This is a genomic window from Streptococcus urinalis 2285-97, assembly GCF_000188055.2.
Lineage (GTDB): Bacteria > Bacillota > Bacilli > Lactobacillales > Streptococcaceae > Streptococcus > Streptococcus urinalis.
In genome coordinates, this window is record NZ_AEUZ02000001.1 from 248573 (window position 1) to 273366 (window position 24794).

Annotated in this window: 27 protein-coding genes; 25 read left to right on the forward strand and 2 right to left on the reverse strand. The window is 33.1% G+C overall.

Annotation, left to right across the window (positions count from 1 at the left end):
• Positions 1-107: 107 nt before the first annotated feature.
• The 20 genes from rpsR (at position 108) to STRUR_RS01300 (ending at position 17234) form a co-directional block, all read left to right on the forward strand.
• Complete coding sequence (gene rpsR, locus STRUR_RS01205; RefSeq protein WP_002983142.1) at positions 108-347, forward strand: 30S ribosomal protein S18; 240 nt, start codon at positions 108-110, stop codon at positions 345-347.
• Positions 348-472: 125 nt separating this feature from the next.
• Positions 473-1000, forward strand: a complete 528-nt coding sequence (locus STRUR_RS01210; protein ID WP_006740188.1) for a YqeG family HAD IIIA-type phosphatase — start codon at positions 473-475, stop codon at positions 998-1000.
• On the forward strand, positions 1000-2112 hold the full coding sequence (gene yqeH / locus STRUR_RS01215) for a ribosome biogenesis GTPase YqeH (protein WP_006739679.1): 1113 nt from the start codon (positions 1000-1002) through the stop codon (positions 2110-2112). The genes STRUR_RS01210 and yqeH overlap by 1 nt, the downstream gene beginning before the upstream one ends.
• 15 nt (positions 2113-2127) lie before the next feature.
• Positions 2128-2439, forward strand: coding sequence for a ribosome assembly RNA-binding protein YhbY (yhbY, locus tag STRUR_RS01220; protein WP_006738747.1), 312 nt, complete (start codon positions 2128-2130; stop codon positions 2437-2439).
• Between the two features lie 30 nt (positions 2440-2469).
• Positions 2470-3102 (forward strand): nicotinate-nucleotide adenylyltransferase, encoded by a 633-nt coding sequence (locus STRUR_RS01225; RefSeq protein WP_006740146.1) that lies wholly within the window; start codon positions 2470-2472, stop codon positions 3100-3102.
• Positions 3099-3689 carry a bis(5'-nucleosyl)-tetraphosphatase (symmetrical) YqeK gene (yqeK, locus tag STRUR_RS01230; RefSeq protein ID WP_006739954.1) on the forward strand — a complete coding sequence of 197 codons (591 nt, stop codon included), beginning with the start codon at positions 3099-3101 and terminating at the stop codon, positions 3687-3689. The genes STRUR_RS01225 and yqeK overlap by 4 nt, the downstream gene beginning before the upstream one ends.
• A gap of 1 nt (position 3690) precedes the next feature.
• A complete protein-coding gene (locus STRUR_RS01235; RefSeq protein ID WP_006739543.1) occupies positions 3691-4215 on the forward strand; it encodes a cysteine hydrolase family protein in 525 nt (174 codons plus the stop codon).
• A gap of 12 nt (positions 4216-4227) precedes the next feature.
• A complete protein-coding gene (gene rsfS, locus STRUR_RS01240) occupies positions 4228-4581 on the forward strand; it encodes a ribosome silencing factor (RefSeq protein WP_006739511.1) in 354 nt (117 codons plus the stop codon).
• Positions 4582-4673: 92 nt separating this feature from the next.
• Positions 4674-5417, forward strand: a complete 744-nt coding sequence (locus STRUR_RS01245; RefSeq protein WP_006740013.1) for a class I SAM-dependent DNA methyltransferase — start codon at positions 4674-4676, stop codon at positions 5415-5417.
• Entirely contained in the window at positions 5417-6511 is a 1095-nt protein-coding gene (locus tag STRUR_RS01250) for a nucleotidyltransferase (protein ID WP_006740346.1), read from the forward strand. The genes STRUR_RS01245 and STRUR_RS01250 overlap by 1 nt, the downstream gene beginning before the upstream one ends.
• 96 nt (positions 6512-6607) lie before the next feature.
• Positions 6608-7462: an SDR family oxidoreductase gene (locus STRUR_RS01255; protein ID WP_006739191.1), complete on the forward strand. Its 855-nt coding sequence runs from the start codon at positions 6608-6610 to the stop codon at positions 7460-7462.
• Positions 7463-7599: 137 nt separating this feature from the next.
• On the forward strand, positions 7600-8316 hold the full coding sequence (locus tag STRUR_RS01260) for a YebC/PmpR family DNA-binding transcriptional regulator (RefSeq protein WP_006739758.1): 717 nt from the start codon (positions 7600-7602) through the stop codon (positions 8314-8316).
• 495 nt (positions 8317-8811) lie between these two features.
• Positions 8812-9906, forward strand: coding sequence for a coagulase domain-containing protein (locus STRUR_RS01265; RefSeq protein WP_006740328.1), 1095 nt, complete (start codon positions 8812-8814; stop codon positions 9904-9906).
• Between the two features lie 4 nt (positions 9907-9910).
• Complete coding sequence (locus STRUR_RS01270; RefSeq protein WP_006738826.1) at positions 9911-11035, forward strand: hypothetical protein; 1125 nt, start codon at positions 9911-9913, stop codon at positions 11033-11035.
• 251 nt (positions 11036-11286) lie between these two features.
• Positions 11287-12393, forward strand: a complete 1107-nt coding sequence (locus tag STRUR_RS01275) for an amidohydrolase (RefSeq protein ID WP_081479425.1) — start codon at positions 11287-11289, stop codon at positions 12391-12393.
• Positions 12394-12503: 110 nt separating this feature from the next.
• A complete protein-coding gene (locus STRUR_RS01280) occupies positions 12504-13343 on the forward strand; it encodes a transporter substrate-binding domain-containing protein (RefSeq protein ID WP_006739134.1) in 840 nt (279 codons plus the stop codon).
• A 156-nt stretch (positions 13344-13499) separates the two neighbouring features.
• Positions 13500-14330: a MetQ/NlpA family ABC transporter substrate-binding protein gene (locus tag STRUR_RS01285; protein WP_037595686.1), complete on the forward strand. Its 831-nt coding sequence runs from the start codon at positions 13500-13502 to the stop codon at positions 14328-14330.
• A 140-nt stretch (positions 14331-14470) separates the two neighbouring features.
• Positions 14471-15319, forward strand: coding sequence for a MetQ/NlpA family ABC transporter substrate-binding protein (locus tag STRUR_RS01290; protein WP_006739875.1), 849 nt, complete (start codon positions 14471-14473; stop codon positions 15317-15319).
• 158 nt (positions 15320-15477) lie between these two features.
• Positions 15478-16545: a methionine ABC transporter ATP-binding protein gene (locus STRUR_RS01295; RefSeq protein WP_006739279.1), complete on the forward strand. Its 1068-nt coding sequence runs from the start codon at positions 15478-15480 to the stop codon at positions 16543-16545.
• On the forward strand, positions 16542-17234 hold the full coding sequence (locus STRUR_RS01300) for a methionine ABC transporter permease (protein WP_006739308.1): 693 nt from the start codon (positions 16542-16544) through the stop codon (positions 17232-17234). Before STRUR_RS01295 ends, STRUR_RS01300 begins: the two co-directional genes overlap by 4 nt.
• 5 nt (positions 17235-17239) lie before the next feature.
• Here the strand turns inward: STRUR_RS01300 and brnQ are convergent, their stop codons facing one another.
• Positions 17240-18628, reverse strand: coding sequence for a branched-chain amino acid transport system II carrier protein (brnQ, locus tag STRUR_RS01305; protein WP_006738700.1), 1389 nt, complete (start codon positions 18626-18628; stop codon positions 17240-17242).
• A 187-nt stretch (positions 18629-18815) separates the two neighbouring features.
• Between brnQ and sstT the strand changes: the two genes are divergently transcribed.
• From sstT to STRUR_RS01330, 5 genes are all read left to right on the forward strand, one after another.
• Positions 18816-20030 (forward strand): serine/threonine transporter SstT, encoded by a 1215-nt coding sequence (gene sstT / locus STRUR_RS01310; protein WP_006739731.1) that lies wholly within the window; start codon positions 18816-18818, stop codon positions 20028-20030.
• A 126-nt stretch (positions 20031-20156) separates the two neighbouring features.
• Positions 20157-21002 carry an SAM hydrolase/SAM-dependent halogenase family protein gene (locus tag STRUR_RS01315; protein WP_006739055.1) on the forward strand — a complete coding sequence of 282 codons (846 nt, stop codon included), beginning with the start codon at positions 20157-20159 and terminating at the stop codon, positions 21000-21002.
• Positions 21003-21013: 11 nt separating this feature from the next.
• Positions 21014-21559 carry an ECF-type riboflavin transporter substrate-binding protein gene (locus STRUR_RS01320; RefSeq protein WP_006740071.1) on the forward strand — a complete coding sequence of 182 codons (546 nt, stop codon included), beginning with the start codon at positions 21014-21016 and terminating at the stop codon, positions 21557-21559.
• A 24-nt stretch (positions 21560-21583) separates the two neighbouring features.
• A complete protein-coding gene (locus STRUR_RS01325) occupies positions 21584-23263 on the forward strand; it encodes an ABC transporter ATP-binding protein (RefSeq protein ID WP_006739560.1) in 1680 nt (559 codons plus the stop codon).
• Positions 23253-24086: an energy-coupling factor transporter transmembrane component T family protein gene (locus tag STRUR_RS01330; RefSeq protein WP_006739092.1), complete on the forward strand. Its 834-nt coding sequence runs from the start codon at positions 23253-23255 to the stop codon at positions 24084-24086. The genes STRUR_RS01325 and STRUR_RS01330 overlap by 11 nt, the downstream gene beginning before the upstream one ends.
• Before the next feature lie 29 nt (positions 24087-24115).
• On the opposite strand, the gene ktrA is transcribed toward STRUR_RS01330, so the two are convergent.
• The gene (ktrA, locus tag STRUR_RS01335; RefSeq protein WP_006739135.1) at positions 24116-24787 is read right to left on the reverse strand and encodes a potassium uptake transporter gating subunit KtrA; all 672 of its coding nucleotides are present in this window, start codon (positions 24785-24787) and stop codon (positions 24116-24118) included.
• Positions 24788-24794 lie beyond the last annotated feature (7 nt).

Genomic DNA, 24794 nt, shown 5'->3' on the forward strand with positions numbered 1-24794 from the left:
TGGACAAATACTCAATTTACTTTGAGTAAAGGGAAAAGTATATTAGAAAATCATTTAGAGTTATTTCTAGCTTTTCCAAATTAAGAGAATATAAAGGAGAACTAAACATGGCTCAACAACGTCGTGGCGGATTCAAACGCCGTAAAAAAGTTGATTTTATCGCAGCTAACAAAATTGAATATGTTGATTACAAAGATACTGAACTTCTTAGCCGTTTTGTTTCAGAACGTGGAAAAATTCTTCCTCGTCGTGTAACTGGAACTTCAGCTAAAAATCAACGTAAAGTAACAACAGCAATCAAACGTGCTCGTGTTATGGCACTTATGCCTTACGTGAACGAAGACTAATAAAAAGACAGCTGAAAGCTGTCTTTTTATTTTCCTGATCCAGTCAATTTAATCAATGAATTGTCAGATGATTTTTTACTCAAAATATGATAAAATAAATGGTAAAAATTATTTTTGGAGAGAAAATGAGTACTGAAGATTATAAGCCGACCTTTGTGGTCGAAGCTGTATTTGATTTAAAACCAGAAGCATTACTACGTCATGGCATTAAAGCTGTTTTAGTTGATTTAGACAATACACTAGTTGCTTGGAACAATCCTGATGGGACAGATGAACTTCGTGCATGGCTGGATGAGATGACAAAAGCGGATATTCCAGTTGTTGTAGTTTCTAATAATAATCATCGTCGTGTCAGTCGTGCAGTGGAAAAATTCGGTGTTGATTTTGTCAGTCGTGCTATGAAACCATTTGCTAGAGGTTTAAGAACGGCTATCGAACGCTACGGCTTTTCACCAGATGAAGTTGCTATGGTTGGTGACCAACTCATGACTGATATTCGTGCAGCAAATAGAGTTGGTATCAAATCAATTCTTGTTAGACCTTTGGTCAAATCTGATGCTTGGAATACCAAATTTAATCGAGCAAGAGAAAAACGTGTTTGGTCTAAGATTGAAGCTAAACATGGTAAAATAACATATAACAAAGGAATTTAATGGAAGAATTATTCTGCATTGGTTGTGGTGCAAAAATACAAACTACTGATAAAGAAAAAGCTGGCTATACACCAAAAGCAGCCTTAGAAAAAGGAATGGAAACAGGTGAATTATACTGCCAGCGTTGTTTTAGGTTACGACATTACAATGAAATCGTTGATGTCAATATTACTGATGATGAATTTCTAACCTTACTTCATGAAGTTGGTGACAGTGATGCATTAGTAGTTAATGTTGTTGATATTTTTGACTTTAATGGATCAGTTATTCCAGGATTGTCCCGATTTATTTCTGGTAATGATGTGTTACTAGTTGGAAATAAAAAAGATATCTTACCTAAGTCAGTTAAAAATCAAAAAGTAACACAGTGGTTAACAGAACGTGCTCATGAAGAAGGGATGAGACCTTTAGATGTCATCTTGACTTCAGCACAAAACAATGAAGCTATCAAAGAGTTGATTACAAAAATTAATCAATTGCGAAAAGGTCGTGACGTTTACGTTGTGGGTGTGACTAATGTTGGGAAATCAACACTTATTAATGCTATTATTCAAGAAATCACAGGAGACAAAGATGTTATTACGACATCTCGTTTTCCAGGGACAACTCTAGATAAAATTGAAATTCCTTTAGATGATGGCTCTTTTATCTTTGATACACCAGGTATTATTCATCGACACCAAATGGCTCATTATTTAGGGGCTAGGAATCTTAAGTACATTAGTCCAAAAAAGGAGATAAAGCCAAAAACATACCAATTAAATCCTGAACAAACCTTATTTTTAGCTGGTTTAGCTAGATTTGACTTTGTTTCAGGTGAAAAGCAAGGTTTTACTGCTTACTTTGATAATAACCTCAAAATACATCGTACTAAATTAGAAGGTGCTACAGCATTCTATGAAAAACATGTTGGTCATTTACTAGTTCCACCAACTGATAAAGAGCTGTCTGAGTTTCCTAAATTAATAAGACATGAATTTACTATTCATGAAAAAACAGATATTGTCTATTCTGGTTTAGGATGGATTAGAGTAAATCCCAAGTCCGCAACAGTAGTTGCTGCATGGGCACCGGAAGGTGTCAGTGTTATTATCAGAAAAGCTTTAATATAAACAAAGAGGAAAAATATGCTTACAAGTAAACAACGTGCTTTCTTAAAATCTGAAGCACATCATCTAAAACCAATTGTGCAAATTGGGAAAAATGGTCTAAATGATCAAATTAAAACGAGTATCCGTCAGGCTTTAGATGCTAGAGAATTAATCAAAGTGACATTGCTTCAAAATACTGACGAAGATATTCACGAGGTTGCTGAGATCTTAGAAGAAGAGATAGGTAGTGATACCGTTTTGAAGATTGGTCGTATTATCATTTTGTATAAAGTTTCATCTAAAAAAGAAAATCGTAAATTATCACCAAAGGTAAAAGCTATACAATAAACATGCCTTAGAAATATTTTTGGAGAAGATATGGCAATTGAACTGTTAACTCCCTTTACCAAGGTTAAACTTGAAGAAGAGGTTAGAGACACAAATCGAAAACAAATTGGAATACTAGGCGGCAATTTTAATCCCGTACATAATGCACATTTAGTGGTGGCAGATCAAGTTAGACAACAACTTTGCTTGGATCAAGTCCTCTTAATGCCAGAATTTACACCACCCCATGTAGATCATAAAGAAACAATAGATGAAAAACATCGTTTAAAGATGTTAGAACTAGCTATTGAAGGTGTAGAAGGATTGGCTATTGAAACCATTGAACTTGAACGTCGAGGGATCAGTTATACTTATGAAACTATGAAATTATTAACTGAAAAGAATCCCGATGTAGACTATTATTTTATCATTGGTGCAGATATGGTAGACTATCTTCGGACTTGGCATCGTATTGATGAGTTGATTGATATGGTTCAATTTGTTGGTGTTCAAAGACCAAAATATAAGGCTGGAACATCATATCCGGTTATTTGGGTTGATGTCCCAATGATGGATATTTCATCAAGCATGGTTCGACAATTTATTGCTAATCAAAAAACTCCTAATTTTCTATTACCTAAGTCTGTCTTAAACTATATTGAGGAAGAAGGTTTGTATCAATGAACTATGAAAACTACCTTGGTATGAATAGAGAAGCACTACTTGAAAAAATAGCTTCAAATATGAGTGAAAAACGTTTTAAACATGTTTTAGGTGTTGAAAAAGCAGCCATTTCACTGGCAAATCAATATGGCGCTGATACTGAGAAAGCTAGTATAGCAGCTCTCTTGCATGATTATGCTAAAGAAATGTCAGATGAACGCTTTATAAGCTTGATAGATCAATATCAACTTGATCCAGATTTGAAAAATTGGAACAATAATGTTTGGCATGGTATGGTTGGCATCTATCAAATCAAAGAAGATTTTGGTTTGAATGATAAAGATATCTTAAGAGCTATCGAGATTCATACCGTTGGGGCTAAAGAGATGACACTTTTGGATAAAGTGATTTATGTAGCAGATTACATTGAGGAAGGCAGAGCTTTTCCCATTGTATCTGAAGCTAGAAAAATTGCTAAAGAGAGTCTTGATAAAGCTGTTGCATTTGAGACAGTACACACTGTGACTTTTTTAGCACAAAAGTGTCAAACCATTTACCCACAAACAATAGATACCTATAATGCATTTGTTGGATTCATGAAGGAGTAATATGAAGACAGCTCTTCTTGTCATTGATATTCAAAAAGGATTGATTACTGAGAAACCTTATCAGCTTGAAACTTTTCTAGCCAAAGTTAAGTCTCTTATTGATCAAGCACGAAAAAGGGATATTACAGTGATCTATGTGCGACATCAAGATGAGGCATTGATACCAGGCTCAACTGCTTGGCGGATAGAGGACGAGATAAGGCCAGAAAAAACAGATATTATCATTGATAAGTCTTATAATAGTACTTTTAAAGAAACGAAACTAGAAGAGATTTTAAAAGACCTTCAAATAGAACAAATAATTGTGATAGGCATGGCAACTAATTATTGTATTGATACCACTATAAAAGTGGCTTTTGAAAAAGGTTATGAGATTATTGTTCCAAAAGGTGCCACAACTACAAGTAATAATCCTTATATTACTGCTAAACAGTTAGTAAACTATTATGAAGAAATCATTTGGCAAAATCGATTTGCAGACCTTGTAGAGTTTGATCATATTTGGGAAGAAATAACATTAACATAAAGAGGAAGTAATTTGACTAAAACAGAATTATTAGAAATTGTTGTAAAAGCAGCAGATGAAAAACGTGCTGAGGATATTTTAGCGCTTGACTTAGAAGGTTTGACAAGCCTTACAGATTATTTTGTCATATTAAGTGCTAGTAATAGCCGTCAGTTAGAAGCTATTGCTGATAACATTCGTGAGCTAGTTAGAAAAGCAGGCTTTGATGCAAGCCATATCGAAGGGGATAGTAAAGCAGGTTGGGTGCTTTTAGACCTTAATGATGTCGTTGTCCATATCTTTTCAGAGGATGAGCGCAGTCATTATAATCTCGAAAAATTGTGGCATGAAGCACCAGTAGTTGATATAGAATCTTATTTAGCATAGCATTTAACCTTGTCAATGGACAGGGTTTTTAAGCATAAAGGTTAGTTATATTTAGCTGAAATCATATAGATTGAGTAAGGAAGTTTTAGGTTATGCAAAAAAATTATGAAACATTTGCTGAAGTTTATGATGCCATTATGGATGATAGTCTCTATGACCGTTGGACTGAATTTAGTTTAAGACATCTTCCAAAAAGCAAAAATAAAAATAAATTATTAGAAATGGCGTGTGGTACCGGAATTCAGTCCGTTCGTTTCTCACAAGCTGGTTTTGATGTAACTGGATTAGATTTAAGTTCAGAGATGTTACAGGTTGCAAAAAAAAGAGCTAAGTCAGCTAATCAGTCTATTTCATTTATTGAAGGAAATATGCTAGATTTATCTCAAGCTGGACACTATGATTTTGTCACTTGTTATTCTGACTCTATTTGTTATATGCAAGATGAAGTTGAGGTGGGAGACGTCTTTAAAGAGGTTTATAATGCTTTAAATGAAGAAGGAGTTTTTATTTTTGATGTTCACTCAACTTACCAGATTGATCAAGTCTTTCCGGGGTATTCTTATCATGAAAATGCAGAGGATTTTGCCATGGTATGGGATAGTTTTGAAGATCAAGCACCCTATTCAATTGTCCATGAGTTAACATTCTTTATAAAAGATGCGGATGGTCGTTTTAGTCGTTTTGATGAAGTTCATGAAGAAAGAACTTATGATGTTTTAACTTATGATGTTTTGTTAGAGCAAGCAGGATTTAAATCTTTTGCTTTATTTGCAGATTTTGAAGATAAGGAGCCCACAAAAACAAGTCAACGCTGGTTCTTTGTGGCACAAAAATAATGACAGTTACAGGAATTATTGCAGAGTTTAATCCCTTTCATAATGGTCATAAATACTTATTGCAACAAGCAAAAGGTCTTAAAGTGATTGCTATGTCTGGTAACTTTGTTCAAAGAGGAGAACCAGCTATTGTGGATAAGTGGACAAGAGCTCAAATGGCACTTGAAAATGGTGCAGATATTGTTGTTGAGTTACCATTTTTGGTATCTGTCCAATCAGCAGATTATTTTGCAAAAGGTTCAATAGACATTCTTGAGAAGTTGGGTGTGGATAACTTAGCTTTTGGAACAGAAGAAGGAGTAGACTATCAAGAGCTTGCTGATATTTACAAGAAAAATGAGAAAGAAATGCTTGTGTTTCTTGAAAATCTACCTAATCACTTAACTTATCCACAAAAAACACAAAAAATGTGGGAAACCTTTGCTAATGTAAAGCTCACGGGGGATACACCTAATCATATCTTGGGGTTAACTTATGCGAAAGCTGCTTCACAAACCTCTATTAGACTTAATCCAATAAAGAGACAAGGTTCTGCTTACCATTCAAATGAAAAACAAACTTCTTTGGCTTCAGCAACTGCAATCAGAAACCATATCAAAGATAAAGCATTTGTGGATAAGTCGGTTCCAAATTCAGAGTTACTTTTAGGTTCTCCACAAGTTAATTGGAAAAATTACTTTCCTTACTTAAAATACCAAATTCTGAGTCATCAAAACCTAAGTCTTGTGAGTCAAGTAAATGAGGAAATGGCAAGTAGGATTCAAAAATACATAAAATCTGTGGAAACTGTGGATGAATTAGTGGAAAAAGTCGCCACAAAACGATATACAAAAGCGCGTGTGAGTCGACTCCTAACTTATATTTTAGTAAATGCTGTTGACAGTGATTTACCAGATGCTATTCATGTTTTAGGTTTTACGGTAAAAGGACAAGAGCATTTAAAGTCACTTAAAAGTAAAGTAAAATTGATAAGTCGAATTGGCTCAGAACCGTGGGATTTGATGACGCAAAAAGCAGATTTTATTTATCGACTTGGTAATTCTAATATTAATGAACAAAATTGGGGAAGAATTCCCATAATGATTAAGTCATAGCAGTCAAAGTTTATCTGAAAAGATAAGCTTTTTCACTGCATTCATGACCTTTAAAATATAAGATGTTATAATAAATGTAATTGAAAGGAGCTTGGTATGAAAACAATTGCAATTACTGGTGTCACGGGGCATATTGGAGGAGAACTTGCTAAAATATTAGCTCATGAAGGGCAATCAGTTCGTTATCTAGCAAGAAGACCAGAAGCAGCTCCCTACTATCCAAATGCGAGTGTCCATAAAGCTTCCTATGAAGATACTGAGGAATCTCGAGAAGCAATAAAAGGTGCTGATGTCTTATTTATGGTTTCTGGAAAAGAATCAAAGGATCGTCTAAAAGAGCATTTTGCCTTTATTGATGCTGCTAAAAAAGCTGGTGTTAAACATATTATTTATACCTCTTTCTTTAATGCCAATTTAGATTCAACTTTTACACTGGCTAGAGATCATGCAAAAACCGAAAATTACATTATAGAAAATGGCTTTAACTATACTTTCTTAAGAGATAACTTTTATCTTGATTTTTTCTTGGACCTTTGTCAATCTAATGGTGAAATTAGAGGACCTGCGGCAGACGGACGAGTATCAGCTGTAAGTCGCTATGATGTTGCTCAAGTTGCAGCAAAGGTATTATTAGAGCCAGAAAAATGGGAAAATAAAATCATTAATTTAACTGGCCCCCAATCATTATCAATGAATGATATTACCCAAGTGGTTAGCCACTTTGAACAAAAAGAAATCCATTATATCAATGAAACAATTGAAGAAGCTTATCAATCACGAAAATCTTACCAAGCTGAGGATTGGGAATATGAATCTTGGGTATCAACTTATACCGCAATTGCTAATGGAGAATTGGCTCAAACAACAGTAGATATTGAAACCATTTTGGGTAGAAAACCATTATCTATACAAGAATTATTACTTGAAAGACAAAAGAAAGAGGCAGAGTAAAGGGGTAATTTCCATTTTACCAATAGGCTTCAAAGTGCTATAATAATAGAGTTAACTGAAAAATAGCTAACTATTTTTCATATAAAAAGAATTAAAAAGAAGATATCATGACATATCTAGAATGAGGAGATATTCCAATGGGACGTAAGTGGGCTAATATTGTTGCTAAAAAAACAGCCAAAGATGGTGCTAACTCAAAAGTTTATGCAAAATTTGGTGTCGAAATCTATGTTGCTGCAAAACAAGGTGATCCAGATCCAGAATCTAACTCTGCTTTAAAATTTGTATTAGAACGTGCGAAACAAGCGCAAGTTCCAAAACATGTTATTGATAAGGCTATTGACAAAGCTAAAGGAAATACTGATGAAACCTTCGTAGAAGGTTGTTACGAAGGATTTGGACCAAATGGCTCAATGATTATCGTCGATACACTGACTTCAAATGTAAATCGTACAGCAGCAAATGTTCGCTCAGCTTATGGTAAAAATGGCGGTAATATGGGTGCGTCAGGTTCAGTTTCATATATGTTTGATAAAAAAGGTGTCATTGTCTTTGCGGGTGATGATGCAGATAGCATATTTGAATTACTATTAGAAGCTGATGTTGAAGTAGATGATGTTGAATCAGATGAAGGGACAATTACAGTTTATACAGCACCAACAGATTTACATAAAGGGATTGAAGCTCTTAGAGAATCAGGAATTTCTGAATTCCAAGTAACAGAACTTGAAATGATTCCACAATCAGAGGTGACATTGGAAGGCGAAGACTTAGAAACATTTGAAAAATTAATCGATGCTCTAGAAGCTGATGACGATGTTCAAAAAGTCTACCATAACGTAGAAGGATTATAAAATCAAAAGATGCCTAGGCATCTTTTTTTTCATTAAAATTAAGGGAATCTAGCTACATTTGAATATAATGAATATTTTATTGTATATTTAAAGTTTTAAAAGAATAACTATTCAATTACTAGTTAAGTAAAAAAATAAAAATAAAATTTTTTATAAAAAATCTACTTTGATGATTAACTATTACAAAGGAATAATTACCATTCATGTTATTATGTAATGACAAATCAAATATTTTTTTAATTAATTTATTGCATTAGTTGAGTGGTATAAAGATACAAAGTTTGTAAAATATTTATAATATTAATTACTTAAAAGGTTAACAACAGTTAAATAACGAATGATATTAACGAAAAATAGTAATAATAGAAGTTAATGTTTATAAATTAATGAATTTACCATAAAATTAATAATTTGCTAATATATTGTCTTGTGACGAAGCAAAACTATCAAAAACAGTCAAAAGCATTCATCCAATAAAAAAGAAAAGAGAGATATATGAAAAAGCAATTATTAAAATCAGCGGCAGTCTTAACACTAGCAGCAACAGTAGCCACAACTTGTCAGCCGGTTGGAGCGATTAGTTACATTAGAGATAATAATAAATATCCTAAAGTAAGTTTTTTTGAGAATAATGATTTAATTGATAGTAACTATTATAAAGTAGCATTTGAAGCTTTAGATGATAAACTTTTTGATATTAATCATTGGATCAATAGTGAAGAGTTTAAAGAAAAAGAATTTAAAAATGCTATAGAGACATTAATAGTAAGTACAGTGCAATATGAGCAATATTTAAATTCATTAAGTAAATTAAGTATTAGTAATAAAGATACTGAAAAACCTGAATATAGTCATATAGATAAGCTTTTTATAAAAAAAGGAATTAATAATTTAGGAATTAAAAATTTTAATTTGATTTATGAAAGTTTAAAAAATAATATTAGTAACTTCAATAAAGAAGTGAAAGAAATTTATAAACAGCATTCAGATTTATATCCTTTCTATTACTATGTTGGTTCTGACGTAAAATTTAATGAGGTTAGAAAAGAATATTATAATATATATATTAATCAACTAAATGTAATTTATAATAAGCTTAAAATTATTGATAAAATTATTTTTGATTATTCAAACAGTAAGAAAACAAAAGATGCAGTTGAAATATTAAGTTTTATTTCGAAAGAAATTACTTATCAGGAAAAAAAATCTCCATATAAAAATTGGTATTCCTATATCCCAAATATAAGAACAGCAAATAGAAAAATTCAAGAGCTTGATGATGCTATAGATGATTTTTATTCATCAGTATATATTGATAGACCTAAAGAATATCCTAGATCAATGAGTTTTCAAAATAATGAAATGAAACAAATTGATAATATAAAGGTGGATTATATATTAAATCCAGAAAGGAAGCAAGTTAGTCGAGAAGTAGATGATTTTTCAAAAATATATAGAGTAAATGGCTATACACTCTTAGAAGATACTGATACTTCAACTGGGAATATTGCAAAAGATGTATCAAATTTATTAAAAGAAGTTGAAGAGTTAAAGAAAGAATATCATACATATGCGTCAAATAAGAATTAGATTTATGAAACAATTTGAGATACTTTTGTCAATATATATGTCTGCTGATGTAGCTTTACAAATGGTAAATGAGATTAATTTATACGCTAAAGATAGGATTGCTAGAGAACTGTCTATTGATATTAATTTAGTAAATAGTAAATACCAAGCTTTAGATATTCAATATGAAAAATTGGTTCTTAAATTAACTGAGTTGCAAAAGATGATTACCGAATTTAAAAACGGTAAAAATAATAGGGATCTAAATAAAGATTTAATCAAATTTACTACAAATACAGAAATTAATGACAATGGATTATTGCTTGGTATTGAGAAAGTAATATCAAATAAAAAACCAAAGAGAGAGTTTGTATATAAAGCCTTACCTTATCAAAGTGTATATCCTGTCACAACAACTACTGTAATTGAAAATAAATTAAATCCAATTAATCAAGTCACTCATGTAGAAGTCTTTACACCTCATACTAAGAAAACAACTGATAATAGTGAAACCCTCTCTACCTCAACTCCAAACGATGCGAAAAAAGAAACTGTGGAAAATCCAAAATCAGAAACAGCAAAACAAGATGGGGTTAAGACACAGGAAGTAACAGTTGAGGCTGTTCAAACAAAAGAAGGACAAGCAGTTGAAACGCCACAAGATAAAGATGTTCAAACTCAAGCGGTGAGTCAAGAAGAGACAGCAACTGCTCATGAGGCGGTTTCTGCTTATAAAGAGACTGTAAATACTATCAATGCAGCAGGTTTAAATGCTGGTGAGATTGCGACAGTTATTGCCAACCAAGTTAATAACCTATCTGACATTGAAACATCACTAGGAAATGGGAATATCAATAAAGGTGCAGTATCTGTTCTTAAAGATGAGACTGAAAAATTACAAAATCTTATCTGGAATCAATCCTATGCTGTAATTGAAGATTATAATTTAGCACGAAATAATTATAATCTTCAAATTCAAACTCAAGAGGTTGAAGTGGATCAAGATATTGAAACAATCCTATCATCATCACAAAAAACCATAAATCAGCTTGATTCAAAAATTGGTGCTCGTCAATTAGATAGCGACTTTGTTAACCAAATATTATCAGTTAAAGATATGACTGCAAGCCTCCAATCACGTACTAAATAACAAAGACCCCCCTTTTTAACTATTCCTAATAAACACTACTTAACAAAACTAAAAAATAACTGAAGCTAAACAGTTCTAAGTAATATAAGACACAATCATGATAAGAGACTAAAAACGACACGTTTTTTAGTCTCTTTTTTGAATCGTTTGACAAGTCGATCATTTTGCGTTATAAATATCCCTAACAAAATGTGGAAGAAGGTAGGCAACTAATGAGTGAGTAAGAGGCATTTTATCAAAAACTAAATCAAATCAGACATTATATCCATCAGCATCCTGAGATTTCCGAAAAAGAATTTGAGACAACACAATTTTTAAAAGAAAACATTGAGGCCTTAGGAATCACAATTATTGATAAAGGGTTAAAGACGGGATTTATTGCAGAAATTGGTAGTGGAAATCCCATTATTGCTCTACGGGCAGATATTGATGCACTACCCATACAAGAAAAAAACGATCTACCATATGCTAGTCAAAATGGTGCCATGCATGCTTGTGGACATGATTTTCATCAAACTTCTTTGCTAGGTGCAGCAGAAAAGTTAAAAGAAATAGAAGAACAGCTGAAAGGAACGGTAAGGCTAACCTTCCAACCTGCAGAGGAAGTTTCAAAAGGTGCTTATCATGTTATCGAACAAGGTGGACTAGAAGGCGTCTCAGCAATTATTGGATATCATAATAATCCTCACTTAAAGCCTGGCCAAATTGGTTTGAGGTCAAAAGCCATTATGGCTGCAGTGGAAAAATTTACAGTTACAGTTGAGGGAGTTAGTGGACATGCCGCAAGACCAGAGTTTGGTGTTGATACTGTGCTTGCAATCACAACAATGGTAAATAATCTTCAAGCCATTGTTTCTCGAATGACCTCACCCTTTGAGCCAACTGTATTATCTGTGACACATATTGATGTTGGTTCCACATGGAATGTCTTACCTCAATCTGGTTATTTTGAAGGGACTATTCGTAGTTTTGATCCACAAGGAAGACAAACGTTAAGAGAACGTTTTGAGCGGATTGTAACAGCTAGTGCTGAACAATTTCAAGCAAAGGTTTCCATAAAGTGGGATCAAACGCCAACAGTGACCTATAACGATGAAACGCTAACGCCCTTAGTATTTGAACATTCTAAAAACTTTGCTCAAGTTATCGAAATTCCTCCATTAACTGGAGGAGAAGACTTTGCTGCTTATCAAGAACAAATCCCTGGTGTCTTTGCATTAATTGGCTCAAATGGGGATGAAGGAGCTCCTGATTTACACCATGATACATTTATGGTTAAAGACCAAGCTCTTGAAACAGCAGTTACTTATTATGTAGAAAATGCAAAATTACTTCTTAATTACTTTGATATGAAATAATCTGAGATTTATTTGATAGTCTAATCTTATCATCTTGATATGATTTTATTATTAGTTAAGTGAATTTTAAAATGATAGAATATAAATAATAATGCTTAAGGAGAAATAGTATGTTAAAGAAAAAAGTTTTAGGTCTTGCTGGGCTTGCACTTGCTTCAACACTTGTCTTGGCAACGTGTGGTTCTAAAGACTCAGATAGTAAGTCTAATGGCTCAGAAAAAGAAAAAGTTGTGTTCGCAACTTCAGGAGCAACTGCACCATTTGCTTACCAAAAAGATGGCAAACTAACAGGATTTGACATTGAGGTAGCTAAAACAGTCTTTAAAGGATCTGAAAAATATGATGTTTCATTTAAGAAAACAGAATGGTCTTCTATTTTTACAGGATTAGACTCAGATAAATACCAAATGGCTGGTGTTAATATCAGTTATAGTAAAGAGCGTGCTTCTAAATACCTATACTCATATCCAACGGGATCAACACCATCAGTATTAGTTGTTCCAAAAGATTCAGATATTAAATCATACAGTGATATTGGTGGCCATTCCACACAAGTTGTTCAAGGGACAACAACAGAAGCTCAATTGAAGAAATATAATGAGACAGCTTCTAAAAAAGTAGAATTGAAATACACCAATGAAAATATTACGCAAACGTTAGCAAACTTAAGTGAAGGAAAAGCAGATTTCAAGATCTTTGATGCACCAACGGTTAAAACAATCATCAAAAATCAAAACTTAGATAATTTGAAAACAATTGAGTTGAAATCAAAAGAACAACCTTATATCTACTTCCTATTTAGTCAAGACCAAACAAAACTTCAAAAATATGTTAACCAACGTATTAAGAAATTAAATGAAGACGGAACAATCAAGGAACTTGCTGAAGAGTACCTTGGCGGTGATTATGTTCCTTCAAAATCTGACTTAAAAGTACCAAGTGGTAATTAAGAAGATTATTAAAAAAGAGCTAGTTAATCTAGCTCTTTTTTGATATAGTTTTTGCCTATATGTCTTTGCTGTTTTTAACAATTTGTCAGATCTTCTACTTTTCTATAAACTAAAATTAGTAATATAGAAAAAGAGGAAAACGATGAAGTTTAAACGATTTTTATTGGAATAGCTGCCATATCAACATTAGTTTTATCAGCTTGTGGTTCAAAACAAAATGATAGCAAAACCATTACAGTTGGTCTGATGACCAAAACAGATTCTGATGAAGCTCGTTGGGATAAAATTGAAGAGTTACTAAAAAAAGATGGTATTAAACTAAAGTATAAGGAATTTACAGATTATAATCAGCCAAATAAAGCAGTTGAAAATGGAGAAGTTGATATTAATGCTTTTCAAACCTACATTTATCAAGACAACTGGAATAAGGAAAATAAAGGCCATATTGTAACCATAGCCGAAACTTATATTAGTCCAATCAATCTTTTCTCTGGGACAGATCAACAAGGAAAGGCCAAATATAACTCCATTAAAGAATTACCTGATGGTGCTAAAATTGCCATTCAAAATGATGTGACTAATGAAAGTCGTGCCTTATATGTCTTGCAAGCTGCTGGTTTGATTAAACTCAATGTTAAAAATGGAGCTGTTGCAGGTCTAAATAATATTAGTGAAAATAAAAAGCATTTAAACTTTAAAGAACTTGATGCAAGTCAAACGGCAAGGGCTTTAAAATCGGTAGATGCAGCAATTGTTAATAATAATTATGCTATTCCAGCTAAACTTGACTTTAAAACTTCCCTTTATAAAGAAATGGCCGGTAAAGATTCAAAACAATGGTTTAATATCTTATCTGGAAAAAAAGGATGGCAGAAAACGAAGAAAGCTGCAGCTATCAAAAAATTAGTCAAAGATTACCACACAGACGCTGTCAAAAACGTTATTTTAAAAACATCTGATGGTGTAGATGTCCCTGTTTGGAAGTAGGAAACATGCTTGAGCATGTTTCTTATTTTTTATTATTGTTATAACCAATAACTATAACTAAGTCCTATTTTTAACAATTTGAAACCTATAACAGTATGAGTTAGAATAGATTCAGTTAAAAATTGAAAGAGGACATAATCATGAAATTAAAGAAAATTTTAGGAATTACAAGTATTGCACTTGCTTCAACTTTATTATTAACAGCTTGTGGTGGTAAATCAAGTGACAAAGATACCTTAACAGTTGGTGTCATGACGAGATCAGATTCTGAAAAAGCAAAATGGGATCAGGTTGAAAAAAACCTTGAAAAAGATGGTGTTAAACTAAAATTTAAAGAGTTTACGGATTACTCTCAACCAAACAAAGCAGTTGCAAATGGAGAAGTTGATGTTAATGCTTTCCAACATTATAATTTCTTAAATAACTGGAATAAAGAAAACAAACAAAATCTTGTAGCTATAGGTGAAACTTATATCAGTCCAATCCATTTGTTCTCAGGAACAAGTCAAAATGGGAAAGCAAAATACACTTCAGTAAGTCAACTTCCTGATGGTGCAAAAATTTCAGTACCAAATGATGCTACAAATGAAAGTCGTGCACTTTATGTGCTACAATCAGCAGGATTGATTAAATTGAATGTTTCTGGTGAAAAATTAGCAACTATTGCTAATATCAAAGAAAACAAAAAAGACCTTGATATTAAAGAGTTAGATGCTAGTCAAACAGCTCGTTCACTTACATCAGTTGATGCAGCTATTGTCAATAATAATTATGCAGTACCTGCTAAAATTGATTACAAAACATCACTATACAAAGAAAAAATTGATAAAAATTCAAAACAATGGATTAATGTCATTGCAGGCAAGAAAAATTGGAAAAAATCTGACAAAGCAGCTACTATTAAGAAATTAGTTAAAGCTTACCACCAAAACAGTGTTAAAAAAGTCATTAAGGATGCTACAAACGGAACAGACGTAGCAGCTTGGTAAAAAACATAGAAGTGACGTGTTTGGTATGACACGTCGCTTTGTCTTATGAAAAATCTGCTTTTGTCTAGTGTATTTTTCTATGATACAATCAAAGCATTCACTATTTTTTCTGTAATGGCTTAAGCCATTACAGATTAGTTATCAGGAGTTAGGAGTTTATGAGTCAAGCAATCATTCAATTAGAGAATATTGATATTACTTTTCATCAAAAAAAACGTGTTGTTGAAGCTGTAAAGGATGTTTCCGTTCAGATTAATCAAGGAGATATATATGGTATTGTTGGTTATTCAGGAGCTGGTAAGTCAACTTTAGTTCGCGTGATTAACCTATTACAAGAACCGACATCGGGCAAGGTCACAATAGATGAAGATGTCACTTTTACAGATGGAAAGGTTCAATTATCATCAAAAGACCTTCGTCAAAAACGTCGTGATATTGGGATGATTTTCCAACATTTCAATTTAATGGCTCAAAAAACAGCAAAAGAAAATATTACTTTTGCCTTACATCATTCATCGTTAACAAAAGCTGAAAAAGAAAAGAAAGTTGAAGATCTCTTAGAACTTGTTGGTCTAGCAGACCGTGCTGACAACTATCCTTCACAACTTTCAGGTGGTCAAAAGCAACGTGTTGCTATTGCGCGTGCATTGGCAAATGATCCGAAGATTTTGATTTCAGACGAAGCGACTTCAGCATTAGACCCTAAAACAACTAAACAAATCTTAGCTTTATTACAAGATTTAAATCAAAAATTAGGTCTAACAATTGTCATGATCACTCATGAGATGCAAATCGTCAAAGATATTTGTAATCGCGTTGCTGTTATGCAAAGTGGTGTCATGATTGAAGAAGGTACTGTCCTAGATATCTTTTCTAATCCTCAACAGCCATTAACTCAGGAGTTTATCAGAACAGCAACAGGAATTGATGAAGCAATGGTTAAAATTAATCAACAATCAATTGTTCAAGAACTCCCTGATTCTGCCATCATGGTTCAATTAAAATATGCTGGAACTTCAACAGATGAACCTATTTTAAATGAAATATACAAACGCTATGAAGTGACAGCAAATATTTTATATGGCAATATTGAGATTTTAGATCAAGTCCCAGTTGGTGAAATGGTTGTTGTTTTAGATGGACAGCCTGAAAATGTTGCTTTAGCTGAGAAAGCACTTGAAGATGCAGGAGTCTCAGTAACTGTTTTGAAAAGAGGTGCTAAATGATTGATTTAATAAGAACCTACCTACCAAATGTATATGAGTTAGGGTGGTCAGGTGATGCTGGCTGGGGCTTAGCTATTTGGAATACGCTTTATATGACGATTATTCCTTTTATCATTGGTGGTATTATTGGTCTGTTTATTGGTCTGTTGCTTGTCCTAATGGGACCAGGGGGAGTTATTGAAAATAAAACAGTTTGTTGGATACTAGATAAAATTACTTCAATCTTTAGAGCTATTCCCTTTGTAATCTTAATTGCAGTATTAGCAAGCTTTACTTATTTCTTGATGGGAACGGCATTGGGAGCAACTGCTGCTTTAGTACCACTTACTTTTGCGACTTTTCCATTTTTTGCAAGACAAGTTCAAGTTGTCTTTTCTGAACTTGATAAGGGTGTTATTGAAGCAGCCCAAGCATCAGGTGCTACTTTCTGGGATATTGTTAAAGTTTATCTTGGAGAAGGCTTGCCTGACCTCATTAGAGTTTCAACAGTAACTCTGATCTCCCTAGTTGGTGAGACAGCTATGGCTGGTGCTATTGGAGCTGGAGGCCTTGGAAATGTTGCTATTTCCTATGGTTATAATCGTTTTAATAATGATGTAACTTGGGTTGCGACAATTATTATTCTGTTATTGATTTTCTTAATTCAATATTTAGGGGATTTATTAACACGACAAATTAGTCATAAATAAAAAACTTATCTTTGATAAGTTTTTTTATTTGTTTTAAATTGAAGTATGATGTAGCCAATGCAAAAGCCAATAATTGCAAAAGGTAACCAGCCCATAGAATATTTTCCTAAAGGAATAGTAAGAGTAAAGAATTGCGTTACTGTATTTGGTAATTTGAAAAGTCCGGTAAATTCAGATAATGTCGTTAAGGCATCAAAAATGGCTGGGATGGCAGTTAAAGCCATTGTCGTTTGATAGACTATTGGAGCATTATGAAATAATTTTCGACTAAGAACCAATAAGATGAGGACAATTGTTAAAGGATAGAGTAAATATAAAACAGGGACAGACCATTTAATGATTTCGGAAAGTCCTCCGAAGTAAAAGAAAATAGAGATGAGTGTGAATATACTTGCCCAAGTAGGATGTGACAATTGAGGTAATAATTTATGGAAATATTCAGCACATGCGGTTATTAAACCAGTAGATGTCGTTAGACAGGCTAGGAAAATAACAATAGCTAAAACAATTTGCCCAATTGCACCTAAATAATAATGAGATGATTTGCTTAAGACATGACCACCATCAATTGTGATACCATTAAGTAAAAATTGTCCATCTTTGGATTCAAAAAGTGATTGTGAAGTAGCACCAATGTGACCAATAAAAATGTAAATCAAAGCTAGGAGACTAATAGCGATAATACCAGATTTTAAAGTAATTTTGGTGATATCTTTAGATTTTGTAATACCAAATCCTTTAACGCCGTCAATGACAATAATTGCAAAAGCAAGTGAAGCAAGAGCATCTAATGTTCCATAACCCTGGATTAGTCCAGCAATAAAAGGAAAGCTTGAAAATGCGTTGTTTGTGTTATTTCCAATGTCATGGGGCTTTCCTAATGGACCAGCAGGATTTAAAAATGAAGCAATAACAAAAATAGCAATTATGATTAATAAAGTTGGTGTTAAGATTTTTCCGATGCGATCAACCATTTTTCCTGGTCTCATGGCTAAATAATAAGAGAGACCAAAAAATAAGAGAGCATAAAGGACTTTGATGAAAAAATGGTTTCCTAAGATAGGAGCAACACCAATTGAATAAGAGGTAGCACCTGTTCTTGGTATGGCAAAAAATGGACCAATTGATAAATAAAGAGCAACAGAAAAGAAGATGGCATACCATTTTGATACTGGTCTAGCAAGTGATTCGACATCATCTCCACCAGATTTAGCAACGGCCATCACCCCAAGTAAGGGAAGTGAAACACCTGTTAAACAAAAACCAATAATAGATGGTATCCAATTGGATCCAGAATAAATGCCTAAAAATGCTGGGTAAATGAGATTTGCAGATCCAAAAAAGAGGGCAAAAAGCATAAATCCAACAATAATATAAATATTTTTTTGTTTCATAAGTCTATTTTTCTAATCTTTCTACTATTTAATGAAATAAATTAATATTAAAATAAGCGATAGTTGCTATTATAATAGATAATAATAAGCTAGTCAATAGAATTTGTTTGAATTTTTTGAAATTTGACATCTTTCTGAAAATGTTTTATTATAAAAAAATATAATTTTTGCCACAAAAGGATAATTTATGAAACATTTTATTAGTATTTGGAATCGAACTACACTCATAAAAAAAATTATGATTGGTGTTGTAATTGGGATTTTTTTAGCAGTTTTTTTGCCGAAAGTTACTTTAATTGGTCTTTTAGGGAAACTTTTTGTAGGTGGTTTAAAGGCTGTTGCTCCACTTCTGGTTTTTGCGCTCGTAGCTAATGCATTGTCCCAACATAAAGAAAATAGTAAAGTGAACATGAAAGGTGTCATTTTACTTTATTTAGTTGGTACTTTTCTTGCTGCTCTAGTTGCCGTTCTGGTCAATAACCTTCTACCATTAACTTTAAAATTAAATAGTATTCCAAAAACAGATTTAACCCCACCTAAAGGTGTCGCAGAAGTTTTTCAAAATTTATTAATGAATCTAGTTGATAATCCAATCAATGCACTGGTCAATGCTAACTATATTGGTGTTCTTTTTTGGGCTCTTATTTTTGGTATGGCCTTAAGAACAAGTACGAAAAATACTAAGGAATTACTTCAAACGTCAGCAAATGTAACGTCTCAGGTTGTAAAGTGGATTATTGATTTAGCGCCGTTCGGTATTATGGGACTTGTTTTTACGACAATTTCTGAGAATGGTTTAAGTGTCATGAAGGATTATGGTTTTTTACTTTGTGTTCTTATTGGTACAATGCTATTTGTGGCCTTAGTTGTCAATCCTATAATAGTATTTATCATACTTAGGAAAAATCCTTATCCACTAGTTCTTCGCTGTCTTAAAGAATCAGGATTAACGGCATTTTTCACCAGAAGTTCAGCTGCCAATATCCCTGTGAATATGAAGCTTTGTCAAGATTTAGGAATTAATGAAGACTTGTATTCTGTTTCTATTCCCTTAGGTGCAACTATTAATATGGGAGGTGCAGCTATCACAATTAATGTCTTAACACTTGCGGCTGTAAATACTTTAGGAATCCAAGTTGATTTCATGACAGCTTTACTATTAAGCATTGTTGCAGCTGTCTCAGCTTGCGGCGCATCTGGAGTTGCAGGTGGGTCACTATTATTAATTCCCGTTGCCTGTAGTTTATTTGGCATTAATAACGATATTGCGATGCAAGTCGTTGGAGTTGGTTTCATTGTCGGTGTGGTTCAGGATTCCTGTGAAACAGCTTTAAATTCTTCTACAGATGTTCTCTTCACAGCTGTTGCTGATATGTCTACTTGGTCTAAAACCAAAAATTAAGGGTATTTCTATCCTTAATTTTTATATAGTTGATAGCTATAACTAGTTAAATTTTCTATCTTATTTAATCTTTTTGTGGAGTATGATAAAATAGACTATATTTTTATTGAACTCTAGGGGGGTATAATGAGCAATAAATTACTCGTATTACAATCGGATTTTGGATTAGTTGATGGAGCGGTATCAGCAATGATTGGTGTAGCACTTCAAGAAGATCCAACACTAGTTGTCCATAATTTAACACATGATATTACACCATTTAATATCTTCGAAGGATCTTATCGTCTATTTCAAACAGTGAACTACTGGCCAGAAGAGACTACCTTTGTTTCAGTGGTCGATCCTGGTGTTGGTTCAAAACGTAAAAGTGTTGTTGCTTTAACGGAAAATAATCAATATATTGTAACACCTGATAATGGAACCTTATCTTATATCAAAAAACACATTGGTATTAAAGCTATTCGTGGAATTTCTGAAGTGGAAAATCGTCGCAAAAATACAGAATTATCTTATACATTCCATGGCAGAGATGTCTATGCTTTTACTGGTGCCAAATTAGCTAGTGGTCATATCAGTTTTGAAGAAGTTGGACCAGAATTGTCAGTTGAGGAAATTGTAGAGTTGCCTGTAGTTGAGACTCAAATCTCTGAAGATGATGTTAGAGGATCAATTGATATCTTAGATGTTCGCTTTGGTTCACTTTGGACTTCTATTACAAGAGAAGAGTTTTACAGTTTAAAACCAGAATTTGGAGACCGTTTTGAAGTAACTATTTTCAATAACGACATGTTGGTATACCAAAACCAAGTGACTTATGGGAAATCTTTTGCAGACGTTCGTATTGGTCAACCAATTTTGTATATTAACTCACTTTATCGTGTTGGTTTAGCTATTAACCAAGGAACATTTGCAAAAGCTTATAATGTTGGTGTAGGCTCTAACTGGCATATTGAGATAAAAGTTATTAAATAGAGGAAAAGAAAATGAAAAATAATTCAATTAAAACTGTGGTTGCTATTGGTATCGGTGCAGCACTCTTTGTTATCATTGGAATGTTTATTCCGATTACTATTTTTACCAATACAACGATTTCTTTACAATATGCAGTACAAGCTTTATTTGCTGTTTTATTTGGCCCAGTTGCGGGATTCTTTGTTGGCTTTATCGGACATATGTTAAAAGATATGCTAGCAGGTTATGGTGTTTGGTGGTCTTGGGTACTTCCAAGTGGTTTAGTCGGTTTAGGTATTGGTTTCTTAAAATCGCGTCTTAAAGTTGAACGTGGTATTTTTACTAAAAAAGATATGATTACCTTTAATATTGTCCAAATTATCGTAAACGTTATTGCATGGGGTATTGTTGCGCCATTAGGTGATATATTAATTTACCACGAACCAGCTAGTAAAGTCTTTACTCAAGGGATCTTTGCAGGAATTGCAAATGCCTTTACTATTGGTATTGGTGGAACGATTCTATTAATTGTTTATGCCAAATCAAGAACTAAATCAGGAAGTTTGTCTAAAGATTAATTCTGACGCAATTGAAAGTATAACATGAATACATTTATTAGTTTTGAAGATTTTACATTTAAGTATGATGCTCAAACAGAGCCGACTTTAAATCATATTAATTTAACCATAAATAAAGGTGAAAAAGTATTGATAGTTGGCCCATCTGGTAGTGGCAAATCAACATTGGGACAGTGTTTAAATGGCATCATTCCCAACACTTTTCATGGGGAACATTCTGGTTCTCTAAAAATAGAAGGAAAAGATGTTTTTGACTTATCAATTTATGATAAGTCTCATTTGCTTTCTACAGTTTTACAAGATCCTGATGGTCAATTTATTGGTCTATCAGTTGCAGAAGATATTGCTTTTGCACTTGAAAATGATTGTATGACTCATACTGAAATGATTAATAAGATTAATTATTGGTCAAAAAAGCTTGATTTAAGTGATTTCTTAGATCATAGACCAAAAGATTTGTCTGGAGGACAAAAACAAAGAGTTAGTCTTGCTGGTGTCTTGGTTGATGAGAGCCCAATATTACTTTTTGATGAACCTTTAGCCAATCTTGACCCAAAATCAGGACAAGATACCATTGATCTGATTGATCAGATTCATAAGGAATCAGGTGCAACAACGCTTATTATTGAGCACCGCCTTGAGGATGTTATTTACCGTCATGTTGATAAGATAATACTCATTAATGATGGTAGAATATTGTTTGATGGGAGTCCCGATCACCTTTTAGCAACAGAATTACTAAATGCAAATGGTATTCGTGAGCCACTTTATCTTACTACTTTAAAAGACTTAGGGTTTAATATTGCAAATGAGAAACACTTATCACAACTCAAAGCAATGCATTTAGAAAATATAGCATTTGTTAATGATTTTGAGGATACTCAATCAATTGAGAAAACACCATTGCTAGAAGTTAAGAATCTCAATTTTTCTTATCAAGAAGAGACACCTATTTTGCAAAATATGAATGTGACCATTAATCAAGGCGAGAAAATTTCAATTGTTGGTCAAAATGGAGCTGGTAAGTCAACTTTTGCTAAGGCACTCTGTCAATTCCTAAAAACAGATAGTCAAATGCTTTTTAAAGGACAAGATATATCTAATGACTCTATCAAAGAAAGAGCTGATAGAATTGGCTATGTTCTTCAAAATCCAAATCAAATGATCAGTCAAACAATGATTTTTGATGAAGTTGCAAAAGGACTTCGTCTTAGAGGAATTTCTGAAGCTGAAATTGAAAAAAAGGTTAATGAGACATTAAAAACATGTGGTCTTTATTCTTATCGTAAGTGGCCTGTTTCTGCTTTATCTTTTGGTCAGAAAAAGAGGGTGACTATTGCTTCTATTTTAGTTTTAGACCCAGAAATGATTATTCTAGATGAGCCGACAGCAGGACAGGATAAAAAGAATTATACAGATATTATGAACTTCTTGGACGTCTTAAATCAAGAAGGGCATACAATAGTCATGATAACACACGATATGCAATTGATGATGGAATACTCTGATAGGACGATAGTCATTAGTCATGGTCAAATCATCGCTGATGGAAAGCCAGAACAAATCTTGTCCAATGAATCATTATTAGAAGAAGCCTATCTCAAAAAGACAAGCTTGTTTGAACTTGCAACTAAATTATCTTGTGATCCTGTTGCTTTGACACATTATTACATCACAAAAGAAAGGGAGAGACATGTCAGCTAATCGTTTAATTGGTTATCATGAAGGAAAAAGTTTCATGTATCACCTTTCTGGCGCCAGTAAATTACTCTTTTTTATCTTGGTTTCTGTGGCCTGTATGACGACTTATGATACTCGGTTAATTATTTTTATTGGTCTATTATCTCTTTATCTCTTTAAGTTAGCTCAAATTCCTTGGAAAGCCATCTCATTTATCATCAAATTTGTTGCTTTTTTTGCTGTTTTAAATGTAATCATGGTTTATTTATTTGCACCTGCCTATGGTGAATCAATTTATGGAGCAAAAACGGTCTTGTTATCTGGTTGGGGTAGGTTCACCATCACTTCACAGGAATTGTTCTATTTGCTAAATTTAGCTTTGAAATATTTTTCAACAGTACCGTTAGCAATATTATTTTTGATGACAACTGATCCAAGTCAGTTTGCTTCAAGTCTCAATCAAATTGGCGTACCATACAAAATAGCTTACGCAGTAAGTTTGACACTACGCTATATTCCAGATGTACAAGAAGAATTTTATATGATTAGAACTTCTCAAGAAGCAAGAGGTTTAGAACTTTCTGATAAAGCAAAATTAATGGATCGTATAAAAGGAAATTTACAAATTATGACCCCATTAATTTTTAGTTCACTAGAAAGAATTGATGTGGTTTCAACAGCTATGGAATTACGTCGTTTTGGCAAATACAAGAAACGCACATGGTATCGTTACCAATCATTTTCAAAGAATGACATGCTTACTATTGCATTGGCCATTGGTATTTTATTATCCAGTTTTATCTTATTTATCATAAATGGTGGTCGTTTTTATAATCCATGGCAATAAAAAAAACAAGGTTAGCAGACCTTGTTTTTTTATTTTAAATAACCTAAATAATCATATTTTTCAAAGGTATTTCCATTTGCTATTGCAACGAGAGAAGTACCGGTTTCGAATGGTTGACTTGGGATAACATTGGTATCTAATGCAGTGACCTTATCCTTTCGAATCCCAATAACATTAATATCGAATTTTTTACGAAGGTCTAGCTCGGCAGGTGTTTTGCCAATCCATTTTTCGGGAACAGAAAATTCAATCATGGCAATTCCATGTTCCATGTGAATGATATTTTCGATGCGATGCCTTAAAAGATTTGAGGCAACGGCTTTTCCAGAATCTCTTTCTGGCGTAATAACTTTTGTCGCTCCAATACCATAAAGCACTTCTTCGAAAGTTCTATTTTTAGCTTTTGCAATGATATTTCCGATTCCCAATTTTTTACAATTCATAATAGCTAGTACAGAAGATTCTAGATTATTCCCTGTAGCAATAACGACAGTATCACATTGTTCGATACCAACACCTTCTAGAAAATCTCTATCAGCAATGTCGCCAACAGCTGCTTTTGTGACATAGTCTGCCACTTCATGAACATGACTTTCTCTCATATCAAGTGCAATAACATCTTGATCAAATTTGCTAAGTTCTCGTGCTAGTGTACGACCAAAAATACCAAGGCCTAAAACACCAATTGTTTTACGTGACATAATTTCC